Genomic DNA, 14,988 nt, shown 5'->3' with positions numbered 1-14,988 from the left:
CGTCCCATGCCGCCCTCTAGCATCCGTTGCCTAGTCGACCCAGTCGTTGCTTCGCTCCGACAGTCAGCCGCGGCAGCGATCGGGCGCGGCGATCGCTACCTATCGGCGGCGGGGGCAACGCTCTTCCGTCACAGCGCCATTTGACCACGTCCTCCGCCATACATCAGCATCCTTCAGCGGCGGCGTTGACGATGTCCGCCCAGTGTCCGACACTGGCCGGATACGGACCGTCGAGCCCGCATCGATCGGAGGTCGAGATGGGCACCATCACCCCGTACGAGACGGTGAAGGGCCGCCGCTACCGCGTGCGCTACCGCAAGCCGGATCACACCGCCGCCGAGAAGCGCGGCTTCACGACCATGCGCGATGCGCAGCAATACCCCTCCATGGTCACGGTGTCGAAGTCGAAGGGCGATTACATCGATCCGTCCTCGTCGCGGGTTCCGGTGCAAATGTTCGCCGATACCTGGCTGCGTTCGAAGCGGCCGCCGATGTCGAAGCCCTCGTACTACATGACGCTCGAACGCGCGTGGAAGAATCACGTCGCTCCGGTCTGGGGCGAGCGCGAGATCTGGTCGATCCGGCGATCCGAAGTCCAGGATTGGGTCTCCGAGCTTGCTACGGAGAAGTCGCGCACCGTCGTTCTTCGCGCCCTGGGGGTCCTTGCCGGCATCCTCGACGTCGCCATCGACGATCGTCGCCTCGCGACCAACCCGGCGCGAAACATCCGCAACCTCCCTCGGGCGGGGCAGGGTAAGCGCCGCGTCTATCTCTCGCACGACCAGGTGGCGACGCTGGCGGCGTGCTCGGCGCACCCGACGATGGTCCTCACGCTGGCATACACCGGCCTGCGCTGGGGCGAGGCGACGGGTTTTCGGGTGCGCAGCGTGAACCGACTGCGCAAGCGCTTCGTCGTCGAGGAAAACGCGGTGATGATCGGCTACGAGATCCACGTCGGCACGCCGAAGACGCACGAGAAGCGCTCGGTCCCCTACCCCGATCGCCTCGCTCCGATGATCGAGCAGGCGTGTGCCGGCAAGGGTCCGGAGGGGCTGCTCTTCGGCGATGGCATCCACCACATGCGAAACTCCGGCAGCCAGGGCTGGTTCGCGAACGCGGTAACGCGCGCGCAGGCGATCGATTGAGTATTCGCGCTTCTGAGGGCCGCTGATATTGGGGTTCGGGGCCACCCTGCCGTCGACGCGATCGCGTTGTTGAGGGCCACCGAGTAGTGGGGTTCGGGGCCGCTTTCTTAGGCTCCTTCTGCCGTGTGGCTGATCACGCGGCAGAAGGAGTGATTCGGATGGTACGCAAGATCAAGGCGAAGCTCGTGCTTCGGTTGCGCTCGGAGGGGCTCACGGGTCGGCAGATCGCCGCGCAGGGTATGTCCCGCACCAGCGTGGCGATGGTGCTCGATGCCGCTGACCGGGAGGGCATCGGCTGGGACGACGTCGCCGCGCTCGATGAGGCGGACGTGTATGCGCGGCTGTTCCCCGGGCGGGGTGAGCATGACAGTGTTCACGCGCAGCCGGACTGGGAGAAGGTCCATAAGGAGCTCGCGAAGGTCGGGGTCACGTTGAAGCTGCTGCACGGCGAGTATGTCGACGCCTGCCACAGTAGGGGTGAGACGGCGATGGGATACGACAGGTTCTGCAAGTCGTATCAGCGTCACGTGCTGGTGATCGGGGCGGCGTCGCGGGTCGGTCACAAGGCCGGGCAGACGGTCGAGGTCGACTGGTCCGGAAAGACGATGCGGCTCACTGATCCGGTCACCGGCCAGGCGATGAGGGTCTACTTGTTCGTCGCGACGCTGCCGTTCTCCCGCTATGCGTTCGTTGAACCGGCCCTGGATATGCGGCAGGACACTTGGTTGCGGGCGAACGCGGCGATGTTCGACTGGTTCGGGGGCAGCGTCCCCAGGATCGTGCCGGACAACCTGAAGACCGGGGTGATCAAGCACCCTGCCGAGGGTGAGGTCGTACTCAACGACGCGTATCGGGAACTCGCCGCGCACTACTCCGCGGCGGTGCTGCCGGGCCGGCCCGCGAAACCGAAAGACAAGGCGAGCGTCGAGAACACTGTCGGCAACGTCGCGACAGCGGTGATCGCCACGCTCCGTGACCGCACCTTCGCGACGCTGCCGGAGCTTCGCGCGGTGATCCGTGAGCGGGTCACCGCTTACAACGCCGAGCCGTTCCAGAAGCGCGCCGGGTCCAGACTCTCCGTGTTCGAGGCAGAGGAGAAGCCGCTGCTACGGCCGCTGCCGGCCGTCGGGTTCGAGATCTCCCGATGGCACTACGGACGCAAGGTTCAGCGCAACGGGCACGTGGTGTTCGAGCGGAACTTCTACTCCGTCCCCTACGCCAACATCGGAGGCAACGTCGACCTGCGCGTCACCGACACCACCCTCGAGGTGTTCGCCGCCGATCAGCGGCTCACCAGCCATCTCCTCGCCCCAGCCGGGGTGATCAACGAGTACCGCACGCACGACTCGGATCTGCCCGACGGACCCCAGTATCGGCAATGGGACGCGGAGCGGGTTCGGGAGTGGGCAGCTCGGATCGGGGAGGACACCACGACGATCGTGAACCGCATCTTCGAGTCCGTCCCGGTCGACGAGCAGGGTTTGGACGCTGCGCTGGCCGTGTTGCGGATGACTCGCCGCTACTCGGCTGCGCGGGTCGAAGCTGCTGCTGGGATCGCGCTGCAGTCGCGGGTGAGGTCGCCCAGGTATGCGCATCTGCGGCCGATCCTGGACTCCAATCAGGACCAGAACGGCAGACGGCAACCGAGGTTCGAACCATCCGTCTGGGAGGAGCCGGCAGGCTACGTCCGCGGCGCCGACTACTACGCCGGAGGCACCCGATGAGCCGGCTCGACTCCGAGACGAAACGGAAACTGCGGGAGATGGGCATCTCCGCCCTGGTCGACGCGATCGACATCCAAGACGATGCCCTCACGATGGGGATGGTGTTCGAAGAGCGCATCAAGCTCGCCGTCGACGACGCCCACGCCGCGTTCACCCACGCGAAAGTCGAGGGCCTCATCCGGCGGGCGGGGCTCCGATACCCGAACGCGGACCTGCGCAGGGTCGACCTGCTCGAACAACGCGGCCTCGACCGGGGTGTGATCGCGCAGCTCGGGACCTGCCAGTTCATCAGCAGGCAGCAAAACGTGGTGTTCCAAGGGTTCACCGGATCCGGGAAGAGCTACCTCGGATCGGCGCTGGCGAAACAGGCCTGTCAGCACCGCTACCGAGCGCACTACATCCGCATGCCCGACCTCGAAGAGACCTGGGCCGCCGCGAAAGACAAGCCCGCCGGCAGGGAGAAGTGGCTGCGGAAATACAGCACGTTCACGCTCCTCGTGATCGATGAATGGCTGCTCGACCCACCCACCGACGACGTTCGATCCATGCTGCTCGAGCTCCTCGAACGCCGATACGACGCGACCTCGACGGTGTTCTGCACCCAGTACGCGAAGAAGGACTGGCACCAGCGCCTCGGCTCCGGGGTCCACGCCGACGCGATCATGGACCGCATCGTCCACAACACCCTCTGGATCGAGACCGGCGACGTCAACATGCGCGAACAGACCGCCGCGTCCAGCTGAGTCGGCGCCGGTGAGCGTCGATCCCGCGGGGGTGGCGCTCACCGGCAATACCCCTGGCCCCGAGAGCAAATATCGGCTGGCCCCGAACCGCAATAATCAGTGGCCCTCAAGACTCCAAATACTCAATCGATCCGTCCATCCCCCGGCTCACACCGCACGACCTCCGCCATACGGCCGCATCGCTCGCGATCAGCTCCGGCGCGAACGTGAAGGCGGTACAGCGGATGCTCGGGCACGCGTCGGCGGCGATGACCCTCGACACTTACGCCGACCTCTTCTACGACGATCTGGATGCCGTCGCCTCGCGCCTCAACGACGCCATGCCGCTGATCGCGTTGCCGACGGGTCCGCAGACACGCTACCGCCGCCCGCAGAGAGGCCGGACTTGCTCGATTGCGACGTTTCGTCTCGTCGCTGCGCTCCTCGCTCAACGACCGGGGGCGCGCTCTCCTCGCTCCAACGACCGCGGGGCGCACCTGGCTCAATGACCGGGGGCGCACGCTCCCGCACGACCGGGGGCGCACGCTCGCCCAACACCGGGGCTCTGCTCGCTCAACGACCGGACACGGCCGCCACGCAAGAAATACCCAGTCAAACCGCGAAAACGACGGTGCCCCTGGAGGGATTCGAACCCCCGACCCGCTGCTTAGGACGCAGTGGCTCTTCCACTGAGCTACAGAGGCTGGCTGTCCTCAATCCTATCCGCGGCGTCGCTTCGGAGCGACGCCGCGGACGGCACCGAGATCAGTCGAACATCCGCCGCCACAGATTGGTGTCGGCGAGATCCAGCAGCTCGTCGCCGCGACCGGACAACACGGTGCGCAGCGCCCACACCGTGAAGCCCTTCGCCTGCGCGAGCGTGATCGCCGGGGGCATCGATAGCTCCTCGCGCGCGGTCACGACATCCAGCAGCACCGGACCGTCCGCGGCCACCATCTGTTCGACCGCGCCGCGCAGGTCGGCGCCCTTCTCCACCCGGATGCCGGTGATGCCGAGCGACTCGGCGACGGCGGCGAAGTTCGGGTTCTCCAGGTCCGTCGCGAAGTTCACGATCCCGGCGGCCTTCATCTCCAGCTCGACGAAGTTCAGCGACGAGTTGTTGAACACCACGATCTTGATCGGCAGCTTGTTCTGCTTGATCGAGAGCAGGTCGCCCATGAGCATCGCGAGCCCGCCGTCGCCGGCGAGCGCGATCACCTGACGCGACCGGTCCGCCGCCTGCGCACCCAGCGCCTGCGGCATCGCGTTCGCCATCGACCCGTGCGCGAACGAGCCCAGCAGGCGCCGGTCGCCGTGCATCGACAGGTAGCGCGACGCCCAGATCACCGGGCTGCCCACGTCGGCCGTGAAGACGGCGTCCGAGGATGCCAGTTCGTCCAGCAGCCGCGCCACGTACTGCGGGTGGATCGGCTCCTTGCCGTCGTCGACGGCCAGGTCATCCAACTGCTTCCGCGTCTTCCGGTAGTGCTTGACGCTGTCATCGAGATGCTTCGAGGACCGATCGCCGGAGATCAGCGGACGCAGCGCCACGGCGGTCTCCTTCACCCCGCCGACCAGTCCGACGTCGATCGGGGTGCGGCGCCCCAACTGCTCGCCGCGGATGTCGACCTGCACGATCTTCGCCTTCTCCGGATAGAACTGCCGGTACGGGAAGTCGGTGCCGAGCATCAGCAGCGCGTCGGCCTGCTCCATGGCGCGGTACCCCGACGCGAAACCGAGCAGACCCGTCATCCCGACGTCGTACGGGTTGTCCTTCTCGATGTGCTCCTTGCCGCGCAGCGCGTGCACGATCGGTGCCTGCAGCGCCTCGGCGAGCGCGAGGACCTCGTCGTGCGCCCCCGCGACACCGGATCCGGCGAGGATCGTGACCTTCTTCGCGCCGTTGAGCACATCGGCGGCCGCCCGCAGCTCGCCCTCACCCGGCAGCACGTGGCTGACCGTCTGGCGGATCGGAGCGGAGGGCCGACGCGCCGGGGCCTCCTTGAAGAACACGTCACCGGGGACCACCACGACGGCCACGCCACGCTTTTCCACCGCGGCGCGCAGCGCGATCTCCAGCACCCACGGCAGCTGCGACGGGTCGCCGACCATCTCGCAGTACACGCTGCACTCACGGAACAGCTCCTGCGGGTGCGTCTCCTGGAAGTAGTTGCTGCCGATCTCGGCCGACGGGATGTGCGAGGCGATCGCCAGCACCGGCACCCGGTTGCGGTGGGCGTCGAACAGCCCGTTGATGAAGTGCAGGTTGCCCGGCCCGCACGAACCCGCGACGACGGCCAGCTCCCCGTTCAGCTCGGCATCCGCCCCGGCGGCGAACGCGGCGGCCTCTTCGTGGCGCATGTGCAGCCATTCGAGGCGGCCGTCCCGCCGCATGGCCTCGGTGAATGCGTTGAGCGAGTCGCCCGGAAGCCCCCAGATGCGCTTCACTCCGGCGCTGTCGAGGGTGTCGATGAAGTACTGCGCGACGTTTGCCATGGCCCACACCGTACCCGCGACTCCGCCGCCTTCCCACCCCCTTGCGCGTCCGTGCTCCACTCATCAATGGCGGGCGAAGTGTCACCGCTGCGTCAGGATCCGCGGCCGTTGCCGCTGTTCCCGTTCGCCCCGCCGTTGCCGCTGTTGCCGGCCCCGCCGTTGCCGCTGTTCCCGTTCCCGCTGTTCCCGTTCCCGTTCCCGCTGTTCCCGTTCCCGCTGCCGCTGTTGTTGCCCGGGCCCTTGTTCGGGTTGTCCGCCGGCTGCTCGGTGTCGGGCCCGCGGTCCTGCACGACCGGTGCGACCTCCTCGGCCGGCGGGGGGGTCGGGTCGACGGGCGCCTCGACGGCCACCGTCTCCTCGTCGGTGGGCGACACCGGCGCCTCCCGACCGGCGCCGGGGGTGGCCAGCGCGAGTGCCACGATGAGGGCGGCACCCGTCAGCGCGACGAGGGCACCCGCCGACCACACGACACCGCGCCGCCGCGTGCGCGCGGGCGCCGCGTGGGCGGGCATCGCCGCGGTGGGCACGGGGGCGGCCGCCGCGGCCGTGGGTACCGGCGGCAGCGGCTGGGTCTGACTCACCGCATACGCGGCGGTCGCCTGCTCGGCTCGCAGCGCGGCCGGCTCCCCCGGGTTCCCGAGAGCAGCGGCGCGGGCGGCGACCTCGGCGGCGGTGGGGCGTGCGGCCGGTTCGTGGGCGGTCATCGCGGTCAGCAGCGCGGCCCAGTCGGCGGCGAGCGCGGGCGGCATGTCGGGCTGCCGGGCGAGGCGCGCGAGGATCGTCGCCTGCACGGAGTGGTTGCCGAACGGATGCCGGCCGGTGAGCGCTTCGAGGACGACCAGGCCCAGCGCGTAGACGTCGGAGGCGGGCAGTGGCGGCTCCCCCCGCACCTGTTCGGGCGCGAGGTAGGCGGCGGTGCCGATGACGGTGCCCGGTGAGGTGAGGCGGGCGGCGTCGATGAAGTGCGCGACGCCGAAGTCGGCGAGCACGGTCTGGGTCGCGGTGCCGTCCGGGGTGGGGCGCAGCAGCACGTTGGAGGGCTTGACGTCGCGGTGCACGACTCCCCCGGCGTGCACGGTCGCCAGGGCCGCGGCGAGCTCGGAGAGCACGGCGCGGATCTGGTCGCCGTCGAGGTCACCGGCATCCGTGCGGTCGCGCAGCGTCGGCCCGTCGACGAACTCCATGACCAGGAAGGCGGTCTCGCCGGATTCGACGTGCGCGTCGTACAGCGTCACCAGCGACGGGTGACTGAGCGCCGCGAGGACCTTGGCCTCGGCCGCACGGCGCAGGGTGTCCGCACTGTGCTGCGCGCCGTCGGCGGGGAAGAGCTTGACGGCGACGTCGCGGGCCAGCAGCTCGTCGCGGGCACGGTAGACGCGGGCCATGCCACCGGTGCCGACGCGCTCGATGAGCCGGTAGCGGCCGGCGAGCAGTTCGCCGGTGCGGGGTGAGGCCACGCTGAGGAGGTCGGACATCGCAGAGCCGGGTGGGCCGCCCGGTCACCTCCTTCGGGATGAGGACGTCGATGCCGGCTCGGGTCGCCGACAAGTGACGCGTGCGACGCTACGGCGCCGATCCCGTGGTGGGCAGGGTCTGGCAATCTCGGCGCCGACCGGGCATAATGCCCGCGCCGGTGCTGTGAGGCGCTCCCGGTTCCCGGGCCGGGGTCACCGCACGGTGTTGTCGCGCGACTCCCACGTCGACCACCACGCCCACGCGATCAGCACGGGCTGGAAGAACAGCCGCGCGAAACGCTTCTTGTCGGTGTCGAGGCCGAAGCCGTCGCGACGGTTCGCCCACTGGCTGATGTTGCCTGGGAACACCGCGATGAAGAACGCGGCGGCGACCGCCCCCACGGCCGGGCGGAGGCGGCGCGGGCTCGCGACGAGAGCCGTTCCGAGGGCGACCTCGGCGACCCCCGATGCGACGACGGTCGTGTCGACATCGAGCGGCACCCAGTCGGGCACCTGCTCGACGTAGACGCTGCACTCGCGGAACAGCTCCTGCGGATGCGTCTCCTGGAAGTACCCGCTGCCGATCTCCTCCGACGGGATGTGCGAGGCGATCGCGAGCACCGGCACCCGGTTGCGGTTCGCGTCGAACAAGCCGGTGATGAAGTGCAGATTGCCCGGTCCGCACGAGCCGGCCACGACGGCGAGCGAGCCGTTCAGCTCCGCATCGGCACCCGCCGCGAACGCCGCCGCCTCCTCCGTCACGGGATTGACGCGCGCCGAACCTCCGTATTCGGTGTGAGTGGCACCGCAAGGTGTGTCCCCGGTTGCGATCGAGCCCGATTCTCGGAATCGTGGCCGGTCCGCAATCCACGGAAGGAGAGCCCCATGCTCACACTCACCGAGAACGCCACCACCGCGGTCAAGGACCTCGCCGCGAACCTCCCCGCCGAGACCGGGGGCCTGCGCATCAGCGAGGCAGCCGACCCCCAGGCCGGCTACGCGCTGAGCCTCGCCGAGGGACCCGAGCGCGGCGACACCATCGTCGAGAACGACGGCGCCCGCGTCTACGTCGACCCCGCCGCCACCGTCCAACTCGACGACCGCGTGCTCGACGCCCGCGTCGACGAGAACGGCGGCGTCGGCTTCGCCCTCGCGCAGCGACGCTGACACCCCGGAGCAGCGCTGACCCCGCAGCTGCGCTGACCCCGCAGCGGCGCTGACCGCCTGCGGCGCGCTGGCCCCGCGAACGACGATGCCCCGGAGCGATCCGCTCCGGGGCATCGTCCTGCCCGCCTCAGGCGGGGACTTTGGCACCCTCCAGTACCTCGAAGAACGCCTTCATCCAGGTGCCGTTGTCGGGCCACGCCCGCGCCGTCACGAGGTTGCCGTCGACGACGCCACCGCCGTCCTCGAAGACCCCGCCGGCGATCGTGACATCGATCGCCAGCTCGGGGTACGCCGACGACGTGCGTCCAGCGAGCACCCCCGACGCCGCGAGCAGCAGCGGCCCGTGGCAGGTCGCGGCGACCGGCGCCTGCCGGTCGAAGAAGTGCCGCACGATGCGCTGCGCGTCGGCGTTGTTGCGCAGGTACTCCGGGGCGCGTCCGCCCGGTACGACGATCGCGACGTAGTCCGCCGGGTCGACGTCGGCGAGCGCGACATCCGCGTTCCAGCGGTGCCCGGGCTTCTCGGTGTACGTGTCGAAGCCGTCGACGAAGTCGTGCACGACGAACTGCAGCGCGCGCTTCTCGGGAGCGCCGATGTGCACCTCGTAGCCGGCCTCCTGCAGCCGGTGATACGGGTAGAAGACTTCGAGCGTCTCGGCGGCGTCGCCGGTGATGATGAGGATTCTGTCGGCCATGGCCTGTCCTTTCGGAACGTCGGTGTTCGGTGACAGCATCCTGCGCGGCGCACTCCGGATGCGGCGACGTCGATTCTCATCCTGTGCGAATCGGCGCGGGCCTACACTGACGGCATGGGCGACGATGCCGTGGCGCGCGACAGCGGCATCCGTGCTGCCGATCGGGTGCTGCGCATCCTCGACGAGATCGCCGCCGCCCCGCACGGCCTCACCGCCGCCGACGTCGCCCACCGCCTCGACCTGTCGACCGCGACCGCGTACCGGCTGCTCGGCACCCTCGTCGCCCGCGACTACCTCGCCCGCAGCGCCGACGCGCGCTACGTGCTCGGCCGCGCCGTCGACGGACTCGGCCGCGCCGTCCGTTCGCAGCTCGTCGCGACGCCCGAGGTGCGGACGCTCCTGTCGCAGCTGCGCGACACGGCCAGGGCCTCCGCCTACCTCACGGTCTTCCGCGGCGACGACATCGCCGTCGCGCACGTCGCCGACTCGCCGGCCTTCCCCCGGATCGGCCAGCTGCACGTGGGTTTCGCCGAGGCCGCGCACGCTCGGCAAGCTCATGCTCGCCGCCCGTGACGACGACGGGGTGCGCCGGTACCTGGAGCGCAGCGGCGCCGCCGCCCTCACGCGGCACTCGATCACCGACGAGCGGATGCTGCTCGCCCAGCTCGACGAGGTGCGCGCCCTGCAGATCGCGATCGAGGTGGACGAGTACATGCCGCACCTCGCCTGCATCGCCGCACCCGTCCGCGCCCGCAGCGGTCGCAACGTCGGCGCGGTGTCGGTGTCGACGAGCAGCGACGACTTCCGCTCCCGCGCGCATGACCTCGAGCGCACGGTGCGCCGCGCCGCCTGGCACGTCTCGAGCAGCCTCTCCTGACGCCGCCGGTCAGTCCGCCACCCGGATCACGATCTTGCCCTGCGCCTGGCCGGCGCCGAGCGCGGCGAAGGCCTGCGGCGCCTGCGCGAGGGGGCAGACCCGGTCGATCACGGCGCGCACCTCTCCCCGGGCGACCCGCTCGGCGAGCGGCAGGAAGTGCTCAGGCCCCTGCCGCACCGCCATGACCCCCAGCCTGCGGCCGGTGAGCGCGCCCGCGAGCGCACCGACGGTCAGCATCCGCAGGAGCGTCCGCACGGTGCCCCCGACGATGAGGCACCGACCGCCCGGCGCGAGCGCCCGCCGGTACGCGAACACCGAGCGGCGCGCGACGAGATCGACGATGAGGTCGTACGGCCCGTGCCGCGTGAAGTCGTCGACGCGGTAGTCGAGCACCCGCTCGGCGCCGAGGGAGCGCATGAGGTCGAGCTTGCCGGCGTTGTCGACGGCGGTGAGAGGGATGCCGGCGGCCGCAGCGAGCTGGAGGGCGAACGAGCCCGACCCGCCGCCCGCGCCGTTCAGCAGCATCCGCGTCCCGGGTGCGGCCAAGGCGACGGCCTGCTCGGCGATCGCGCCCGACTGCGGAATCGTCGAGGCCACCTCGAAGCTCAGCGCCGCGGGCTTGCGCGCGAGCGCCGACTCGGGCACCACCGCATATTCGGCGAGCCCGCCCTTGCGCATCAGGTTGTCGCCGAAGACCTCGTCGCCCGGGCTCCAGCGCTCCACTCCCGACCCGACGGCCACGACCCGACCGGCGATGTCCGAGCCGAGCACCGGCCGGCCGGGGCGGAACAGCCCGCCGATCCGCGCGTACGCCGGGGACCCCCGCAGCCCCTCCCAGTCGCTGAGGTTGAGCGAGGTCGCGACGACCTCGACGAGCACGTCGCCCGGGCCGGGCTGCGGGCGCGGCATCTCGGTGAGCGAGAGGCGCTCGACGCCGCCGTACCGGTCGTAGACGAGAGCGCGCATGACCCCAGTGTGGCGGATGCGCCGGAACGGCGGATGTCGCGCGGGCGTCGATCACCGGAAGTCGCGCGAGCGGTGCTGCACCCCCACCCGCAGATCCTCGAATCCGTCGGCGACGAGGTTCGTCACCCCCTCCGGCGAGCGCTCCAGCATCCCCCGCGCGATGAGCGCCGGGGAGTCGCGCAACACCCGCCGGTACCTGTCCCACACGCCCTTCGAGCAGATCACGTTCACGAGGCCGTGCTCGTCCTCCAGGTTCACGAACGTGATCCCGGATGCCGTGGCCGGCCGCTGCCGGTGCGTCACGAGCCCCGCGACCTCCACCCGGCGCCCGGTCTCGTGGGTGCGCAGCTCGCGGGAGCTGAGCACCCCGCGAGCATCCAGCGGCGCCCGGTAGTGGGTCATCGGGTGGTCGTCCGTGGAGATCCCCGTCGCCCACAGGTCCGCCGCCAGCACGTCGTAACTGGACTGGTCGGCGAACAGCGGCGGCTGCACCGCCACGAGCGTCCCGGGGAGGAACTCCGGCAGATCCTGCGCCGCATCACCCGCCAGCCAGATCCCCTCCCGGCGGCTGACGCCCATCCCCTCGAACGCCCCGGCCGTCGCGAGTGCCTCGACCTGCGCCGCCGTCGCCTTCGTGCGGCGGACGAGATCGCGGAGGTCCCGGAACGGCCCCTCCGCCTCGCGCGCCGCGACGATCCGCTCGGCCAGCGGCTTTCCCACCCCGGTGACGGCGGCAAGCCCCAGCCGCACGGCGACGTTGCCGTCGCGGCGGTGCGCGGCGGACTCGTCCGGCGCGTCGGGCCGGAACTCCCCGACGGGCGGCTGGTGGCGCTCGGTGCAGGAGGGCATTCCGGTCGGGTCACCGCGTTTCGTCTCGCTCGCTGCGCTCGCTCGCTCAACGACCGGGGGCGGTTCGGTCGTTGAGCGAGCGCAGCGAGACGAAACGCCCGGGGGCTGTTCGGTCGTTGAGCGAGCGCAGCGAGACGAAACGTCCGGGTTGTGGCCTTCGGTCGTTGAGCGAGCGAAGCGAGACGAAACGTCCGACCCCTCGACAGGCTCGGAGTCCGGGAGGGGTTCCAGCCCGGCATCCGCCCCCGAGAGGTGGATGTCGGGGCGCAGCACCCGCACCCCGTGCCGTCGGGCATCGGCGGTGAGCGTCGCGGGCGAGTAGAACCCCATCGGCTGCGCCCGCAACAGCGCCGCGAGGAACGCCGCGGGATAGTGCAGCTTCAGCCACGACGACGCGTACACGAGCAGTCCGAACGACAGCGAGTGGCTCTCGGCGAAGCCGAAGTTCGCGAACGCCTGGATCTTCGCGTAGATGTCGTCGGCCGCCTCACCGACCAGGCCGTTGCGCGCCATCCCGGCGTACAGCTTCGCCTTCACCGACTCGATCCGCTCGATGCCGCGCTTGGAGCCCATCGCCCGGCGCAGCACGTCGGCATCCTCCCCCGACAGATCCCCCACGGCCATCCCCATCTGCATGAGCTGCTCCTGGAACACGGGGATGCCGAGGGTGCGCTCCAGCACCGGCTTCAGCTTCGGATGCGCATACGTCACCTCCTCCTTCCCGAGCTTGCGGCGCACGTACGGGTGCACCGCACCGCCCTGGATCGGCCCCGGGCGGATCAGCGCGATCTCGATCACGAGGTCGTAGAACCGCCGCGGCTGCAGGCGCGGCAGCAGGCCCATCTGCGCCCGCGACTCCACCTGGAACACCCCGATCGAATCGGCCCGGCACAGCATGTCGTAGACCGCTGCCTCCTCCTTCGGGATCGCGTCGAGGCTCCAGTGCTCCCCCGTCGCCTCCGCGATGAGGTCGAAGCAGTACTGCAGAGCCGCGAGCATCCCGAGACCGAGCAGGTCGAACTTCACGAGCCCCATCCACGCCGCGTCGTCCTTGTCCCACTGGATGACGGTGCGCTTGTCCATCCGTGCGTGCTCGATCGGCACGACCTCACCGACCGGCCGCTCGGTGAGCACCATCCCGCCGGAGTGGATGCCGAGGTGCCGCGGCGCCTTCAGCAGCTCGCCGGCGTAGGCCAGCACCCGATCGGGGATGTCGTGATCGTGCGCCTCGTACACCCCGTCCCACCGGTCCACCTGCTTCGACCAGGCGTCCTGCTGCCCCGGCGAATGCCCGAGCGCCTTCGCCATGTCGCGCACCGCGTTCTTCGGCCGGTACTGGATCACGTTCGCGACCTGCGCCGCCCGCTCGCGCCCGTACGTGTCGAACACCCACTGGATGATCTCCTCACGCCGGTCGGAGTCGAAGTCGACGTCGATGTCGGGCTCCTCCTCCCGCATCGCCGAGAGGAACCGCTCGAACGGCAGCCGGTAGAAGATCGAATCGATCGCCGTGATGTCCAGCAGATAGCAGACGGCGCTGTTGGCCGCCGACCCCCGCCCCTGACACAGGATGCCGCGGCGCCGCGCCTCGGCGACGATGCCGTGCACGATGAGGAAGTACCCCGGGAAGTCCTTCTGCGCGATCACATCGAGCTCCCGCTCGATGCGCGCCCGGTCCTCGGCGCTGAGGTCGGGGTACTTCCGCGGGACAGCACCCCACACGAGCTCCCGCAACCACGACATCGGCGTGTGCCCCTCCGGCACGGGCAGCTTCGGCAGCGCGGGCTTGGCCCGCCGCAGCGGAAAGGCCAGCTCGTCGGCGAGCGTCACGGTGCGCGCGACCGCCCCCGGGTAGCGCCGGAACCGCCGGGTCATCTCGGCGCCGGAGCGCAGATGCGCGCTCGCGTGCGACGGCAGCCAGCCGTCGAGCTCGTCGAGCCCCCGGTTCGCCCGCACCGCCGCGATCGCCGCCGCGAGGTGCACCCGCTCGGGCACGGCGTAGTGCACGTTGTTCGTCGCGAGCACCGGCAGTCCCCGCTCGGCGGCGAGCGCCGCGAGGACGTCGTTGTCGCGGGTGTCGGTCGGATTGCCGTGGTCGATGAGCTCGACGTTGACGGCATCACGCCCGAAGCGCGAGACGAGCAGGTCGAGCTCGGATGCCGCCGCGCGAGCGCCCCCGGCGGCCAGCGCCTGCCGGACGGTGCCCTTCCGGCATCCGGTGAGGATCGCCCAGTGCCCGTCCGCTCGCTCCGCCAGCTCGTCCAGGTCGTAGCGCGGCCGGCCCTTCTCGCCCCCGGCCAGCTGGGCGTGGGTGATCGCCGCGGCGAGCCGGTGATACCCCTCCTCGCCGCGGGCGAGCACGAGCAGGTGGGAGCCGGCGGGGTCGGCGACGCCGCTCTGCACGGCGGGCAGGCCCAGCGACAGCTCCGCCCCGAACACGGTGGCCACCTGCAGGTGCTCGGCGGCCTCGGCGAACCGGGCGATGCCGTAGAACCCGTCGTGATCGGTGATCGCGAGGGCGTGCAGGCCGAGGCGCTCCGCCTCCTCCGCAAGCTCCGCCGGCGCCGACGCGCCGTCGAGGAAGGAGAAGGACGAGTGCGCGTGCAGCTCGGCGTACGGCACGGCATCCGCGGGACGCTCGATCGCGGGCGGCGCATACGATCCCCGTTTGCGCGAGAACGCCGGCCCGTCGCCGCCGTCCGGCTGCCGGGGCCCGCCCAGGGCGCGGCCGCCGATCTTCCGCGGCGGCGCATCCGAGGCCGGCGCGTCGAGCAGCCGCGCCATCTCCGCCCACGTCACCGAGGGATTGTTGAAGCCCATCAGTCGTACACCCCCTCTGCGCCTCTCGGCAACCCGCACTTCTGCGGAGATCTGCAGTTCTGCGGACCGGATCC

At 70.5% G+C, this 14,988-nt stretch carries 11 protein-coding genes, 1 tRNA gene and 2 pseudogenes; 7 read left to right on the top strand and 7 right to left on the bottom strand.

Translation table 11 applies throughout. The annotated features are described in order from the left end of the window. Positions 1-257 precede the first annotated feature (257 nt). From ACPYN4_RS11955 to ACPYN4_RS11940, 4 genes and pseudogenes are all read left to right on the top strand, one after another. Positions 258-1,145: a tyrosine-type recombinase/integrase gene (locus ACPYN4_RS11955; RefSeq protein ID WP_424446494.1), complete on the top strand. Its 888-nt coding sequence runs from the start codon at positions 258-260 to the stop codon at positions 1,143-1,145. 158 nt (positions 1,146-1,303) lie between these two features. After that, a complete protein-coding gene (gene istA / locus ACPYN4_RS11950; protein ID WP_087137080.1) occupies positions 1,304-2,869 on the top strand; it encodes an IS21 family transposase in 1,566 nt (521 codons plus the stop codon). Continuing rightward, positions 2,866-3,612 carry an ATP-binding protein gene (locus ACPYN4_RS11945; RefSeq protein ID WP_179558049.1) on the top strand — a complete coding sequence of 249 codons (747 nt, stop codon included), beginning with the start codon at positions 2,866-2,868 and terminating at the stop codon, positions 3,610-3,612. The genes istA and ACPYN4_RS11945 overlap by 4 nt, the downstream gene beginning before the upstream one ends. 137 nt (positions 3,613-3,749) lie before the next feature. Next, positions 3,750-3,929: pseudogene (locus tag ACPYN4_RS11940) on the top strand (tyrosine-type recombinase/integrase); the annotation flags it as partial. Positions 3,930-4,223: 294 nt separating this feature from the next. On the opposite strand, the gene ACPYN4_RS11935 reads toward ACPYN4_RS11940, so the two are convergent. From ACPYN4_RS11935 to ACPYN4_RS11920, 4 genes and pseudogenes are all read right to left on the bottom strand, one after another. Beyond that, a tRNA-Arg gene (locus tag ACPYN4_RS11935) sits at positions 4,224-4,295 on the bottom strand. Between the two features lie 61 nt (positions 4,296-4,356). Continuing rightward, positions 4,357-6,087 carry a ubiquinone-dependent pyruvate dehydrogenase gene (poxB, locus tag ACPYN4_RS11930; RefSeq protein ID WP_424446493.1) on the bottom strand — a complete coding sequence of 577 codons (1,731 nt, stop codon included), beginning with the start codon at positions 6,085-6,087 and terminating at the stop codon, positions 4,357-4,359. A 92-nt stretch (positions 6,088-6,179) separates the two neighbouring features. Continuing rightward, on the bottom strand, positions 6,180-7,562 hold the full coding sequence (locus ACPYN4_RS11925) for a serine/threonine-protein kinase (protein WP_424446492.1): 1,383 nt from the start codon (positions 7,560-7,562) through the stop codon (positions 6,180-6,182). A 483-nt stretch (positions 7,563-8,045) separates the two neighbouring features. Continuing rightward, positions 8,046-8,363: pseudogene (locus ACPYN4_RS11920) on the bottom strand (thiamine pyrophosphate-binding protein); the annotation flags it as partial. A gap of 63 nt (positions 8,364-8,426) precedes the next feature. On the opposite strand from ACPYN4_RS11920, the gene ACPYN4_RS11915 reads away from it, so the two are divergent. Then, the gene (locus ACPYN4_RS11915) at positions 8,427-8,708 is read left to right on the top strand and encodes a HesB/IscA family protein (RefSeq protein WP_424446506.1); all 282 of its coding nucleotides are present in this window, start codon (positions 8,427-8,429) and stop codon (positions 8,706-8,708) included. A gap of 127 nt (positions 8,709-8,835) precedes the next feature. Here the strand turns inward: ACPYN4_RS11915 and ACPYN4_RS11910 are convergent, their stop codons facing one another. Continuing rightward, positions 8,836-9,402, bottom strand: a complete 567-nt coding sequence (locus ACPYN4_RS11910) for a DJ-1/PfpI family protein (RefSeq protein WP_424446491.1) — start codon at positions 9,400-9,402, stop codon at positions 8,836-8,838. A 114-nt stretch (positions 9,403-9,516) separates the two neighbouring features. Here ACPYN4_RS11910 and ACPYN4_RS11905 point away from each other — a divergent pair, with 114 nt between their 5' ends. Both ACPYN4_RS11905 and ACPYN4_RS11900 read left to right on the top strand, forming a co-directional pair. After that, the gene (locus ACPYN4_RS11905; RefSeq protein WP_424446490.1) at positions 9,517-9,975 is read left to right on the top strand and encodes a helix-turn-helix domain-containing protein; all 459 of its coding nucleotides are present in this window, start codon (positions 9,517-9,519) and stop codon (positions 9,973-9,975) included. Then, on the top strand, positions 9,959-10,279 hold the full coding sequence (locus ACPYN4_RS11900; protein WP_424446489.1) for an IclR family transcriptional regulator domain-containing protein: 321 nt from the start codon (positions 9,959-9,961) through the stop codon (positions 10,277-10,279). Before ACPYN4_RS11905 ends, ACPYN4_RS11900 begins: the two co-directional genes overlap by 17 nt. 9 nt (positions 10,280-10,288) lie before the next feature. Here ACPYN4_RS11900 and ACPYN4_RS11895 read toward each other — a convergent pair whose 3' ends face one another. Both ACPYN4_RS11895 and ACPYN4_RS11890 read right to left on the bottom strand, forming a co-directional pair. Beyond that, positions 10,289-11,245 carry an NAD(P)-dependent alcohol dehydrogenase gene (locus tag ACPYN4_RS11895; RefSeq protein WP_424446488.1) on the bottom strand — a complete coding sequence of 319 codons (957 nt, stop codon included), beginning with the start codon at positions 11,243-11,245 and terminating at the stop codon, positions 10,289-10,291. 51 nt (positions 11,246-11,296) lie between these two features. After that, the gene (locus ACPYN4_RS11890; RefSeq protein WP_424446487.1) at positions 11,297-14,914 is read right to left on the bottom strand and encodes an error-prone DNA polymerase; all 3,618 of its coding nucleotides are present in this window, start codon (positions 14,912-14,914) and stop codon (positions 11,297-11,299) included. Positions 14,915-14,988: the final 74 nt, after the last annotated feature.

The organism is Microbacterium sp. CH-015 (genome assembly GCF_049707015.1).
Taxonomy (GTDB): Bacteria; Actinomycetota; Actinomycetes; order Actinomycetales; family Microbacteriaceae; genus Microbacterium; species Microbacterium aurum.
The sequence above is the reverse complement of the archived record's forward strand: the minus strand, read 5'-3'. Positions and strand labels throughout refer to the sequence as shown.

Excerpts from the sequence above, each read along its gene's own strand:
- ACPYN4_RS11945 (WP_179558049.1), top strand. The coding sequence starts at position 2,866 with ATGAGCCGGCTCGACTCCGAGACGAAACGGAAACTGCGGGAGATGGGC.
- poxB (WP_424446493.1), bottom strand. The coding sequence starts at position 6,087 with ATGGCAAACGTCGCGCAGTACTTCATCGACACCCTCGACAGCGCCGGA.
- ACPYN4_RS11910 (WP_424446491.1), bottom strand. The coding sequence starts at position 9,402 with ATGGCCGACAGAATCCTCATCATCACCGGCGACGCCGCCGAGACGCTC.
- ACPYN4_RS11915 (WP_424446506.1), top strand. The coding sequence starts at position 8,427 with ATGCTCACACTCACCGAGAACGCCACCACCGCGGTCAAGGACCTCGCC.
- ACPYN4_RS11890 (WP_424446487.1), bottom strand. The coding sequence starts at position 14,914 with ATGGGCTTCAACAATCCCTCGGTGACGTGGGCGGAGATGGCGCGGCTG.
- ACPYN4_RS11900 (WP_424446489.1), top strand. The coding sequence starts at position 9,959 with ATGCTCGCCGCCCGTGACGACGACGGGGTGCGCCGGTACCTGGAGCGC.
- ACPYN4_RS11905 (WP_424446490.1), top strand. The coding sequence starts at position 9,517 with ATGGGCGACGATGCCGTGGCGCGCGACAGCGGCATCCGTGCTGCCGAT.
- ACPYN4_RS11895 (WP_424446488.1), bottom strand. The coding sequence starts at position 11,245 with ATGCGCGCTCTCGTCTACGACCGGTACGGCGGCGTCGAGCGCCTCTCG.
- ACPYN4_RS11925 (WP_424446492.1), bottom strand. The coding sequence starts at position 7,562 with ATGTCCGACCTCCTCAGCGTGGCCTCACCCCGCACCGGCGAACTGCTC.
- ACPYN4_RS11955 (WP_424446494.1), top strand. The coding sequence starts at position 258 with ATGGGCACCATCACCCCGTACGAGACGGTGAAGGGCCGCCGCTACCGC.
- istA (WP_087137080.1), top strand. The coding sequence starts at position 1,304 with ATGGTACGCAAGATCAAGGCGAAGCTCGTGCTTCGGTTGCGCTCGGAG.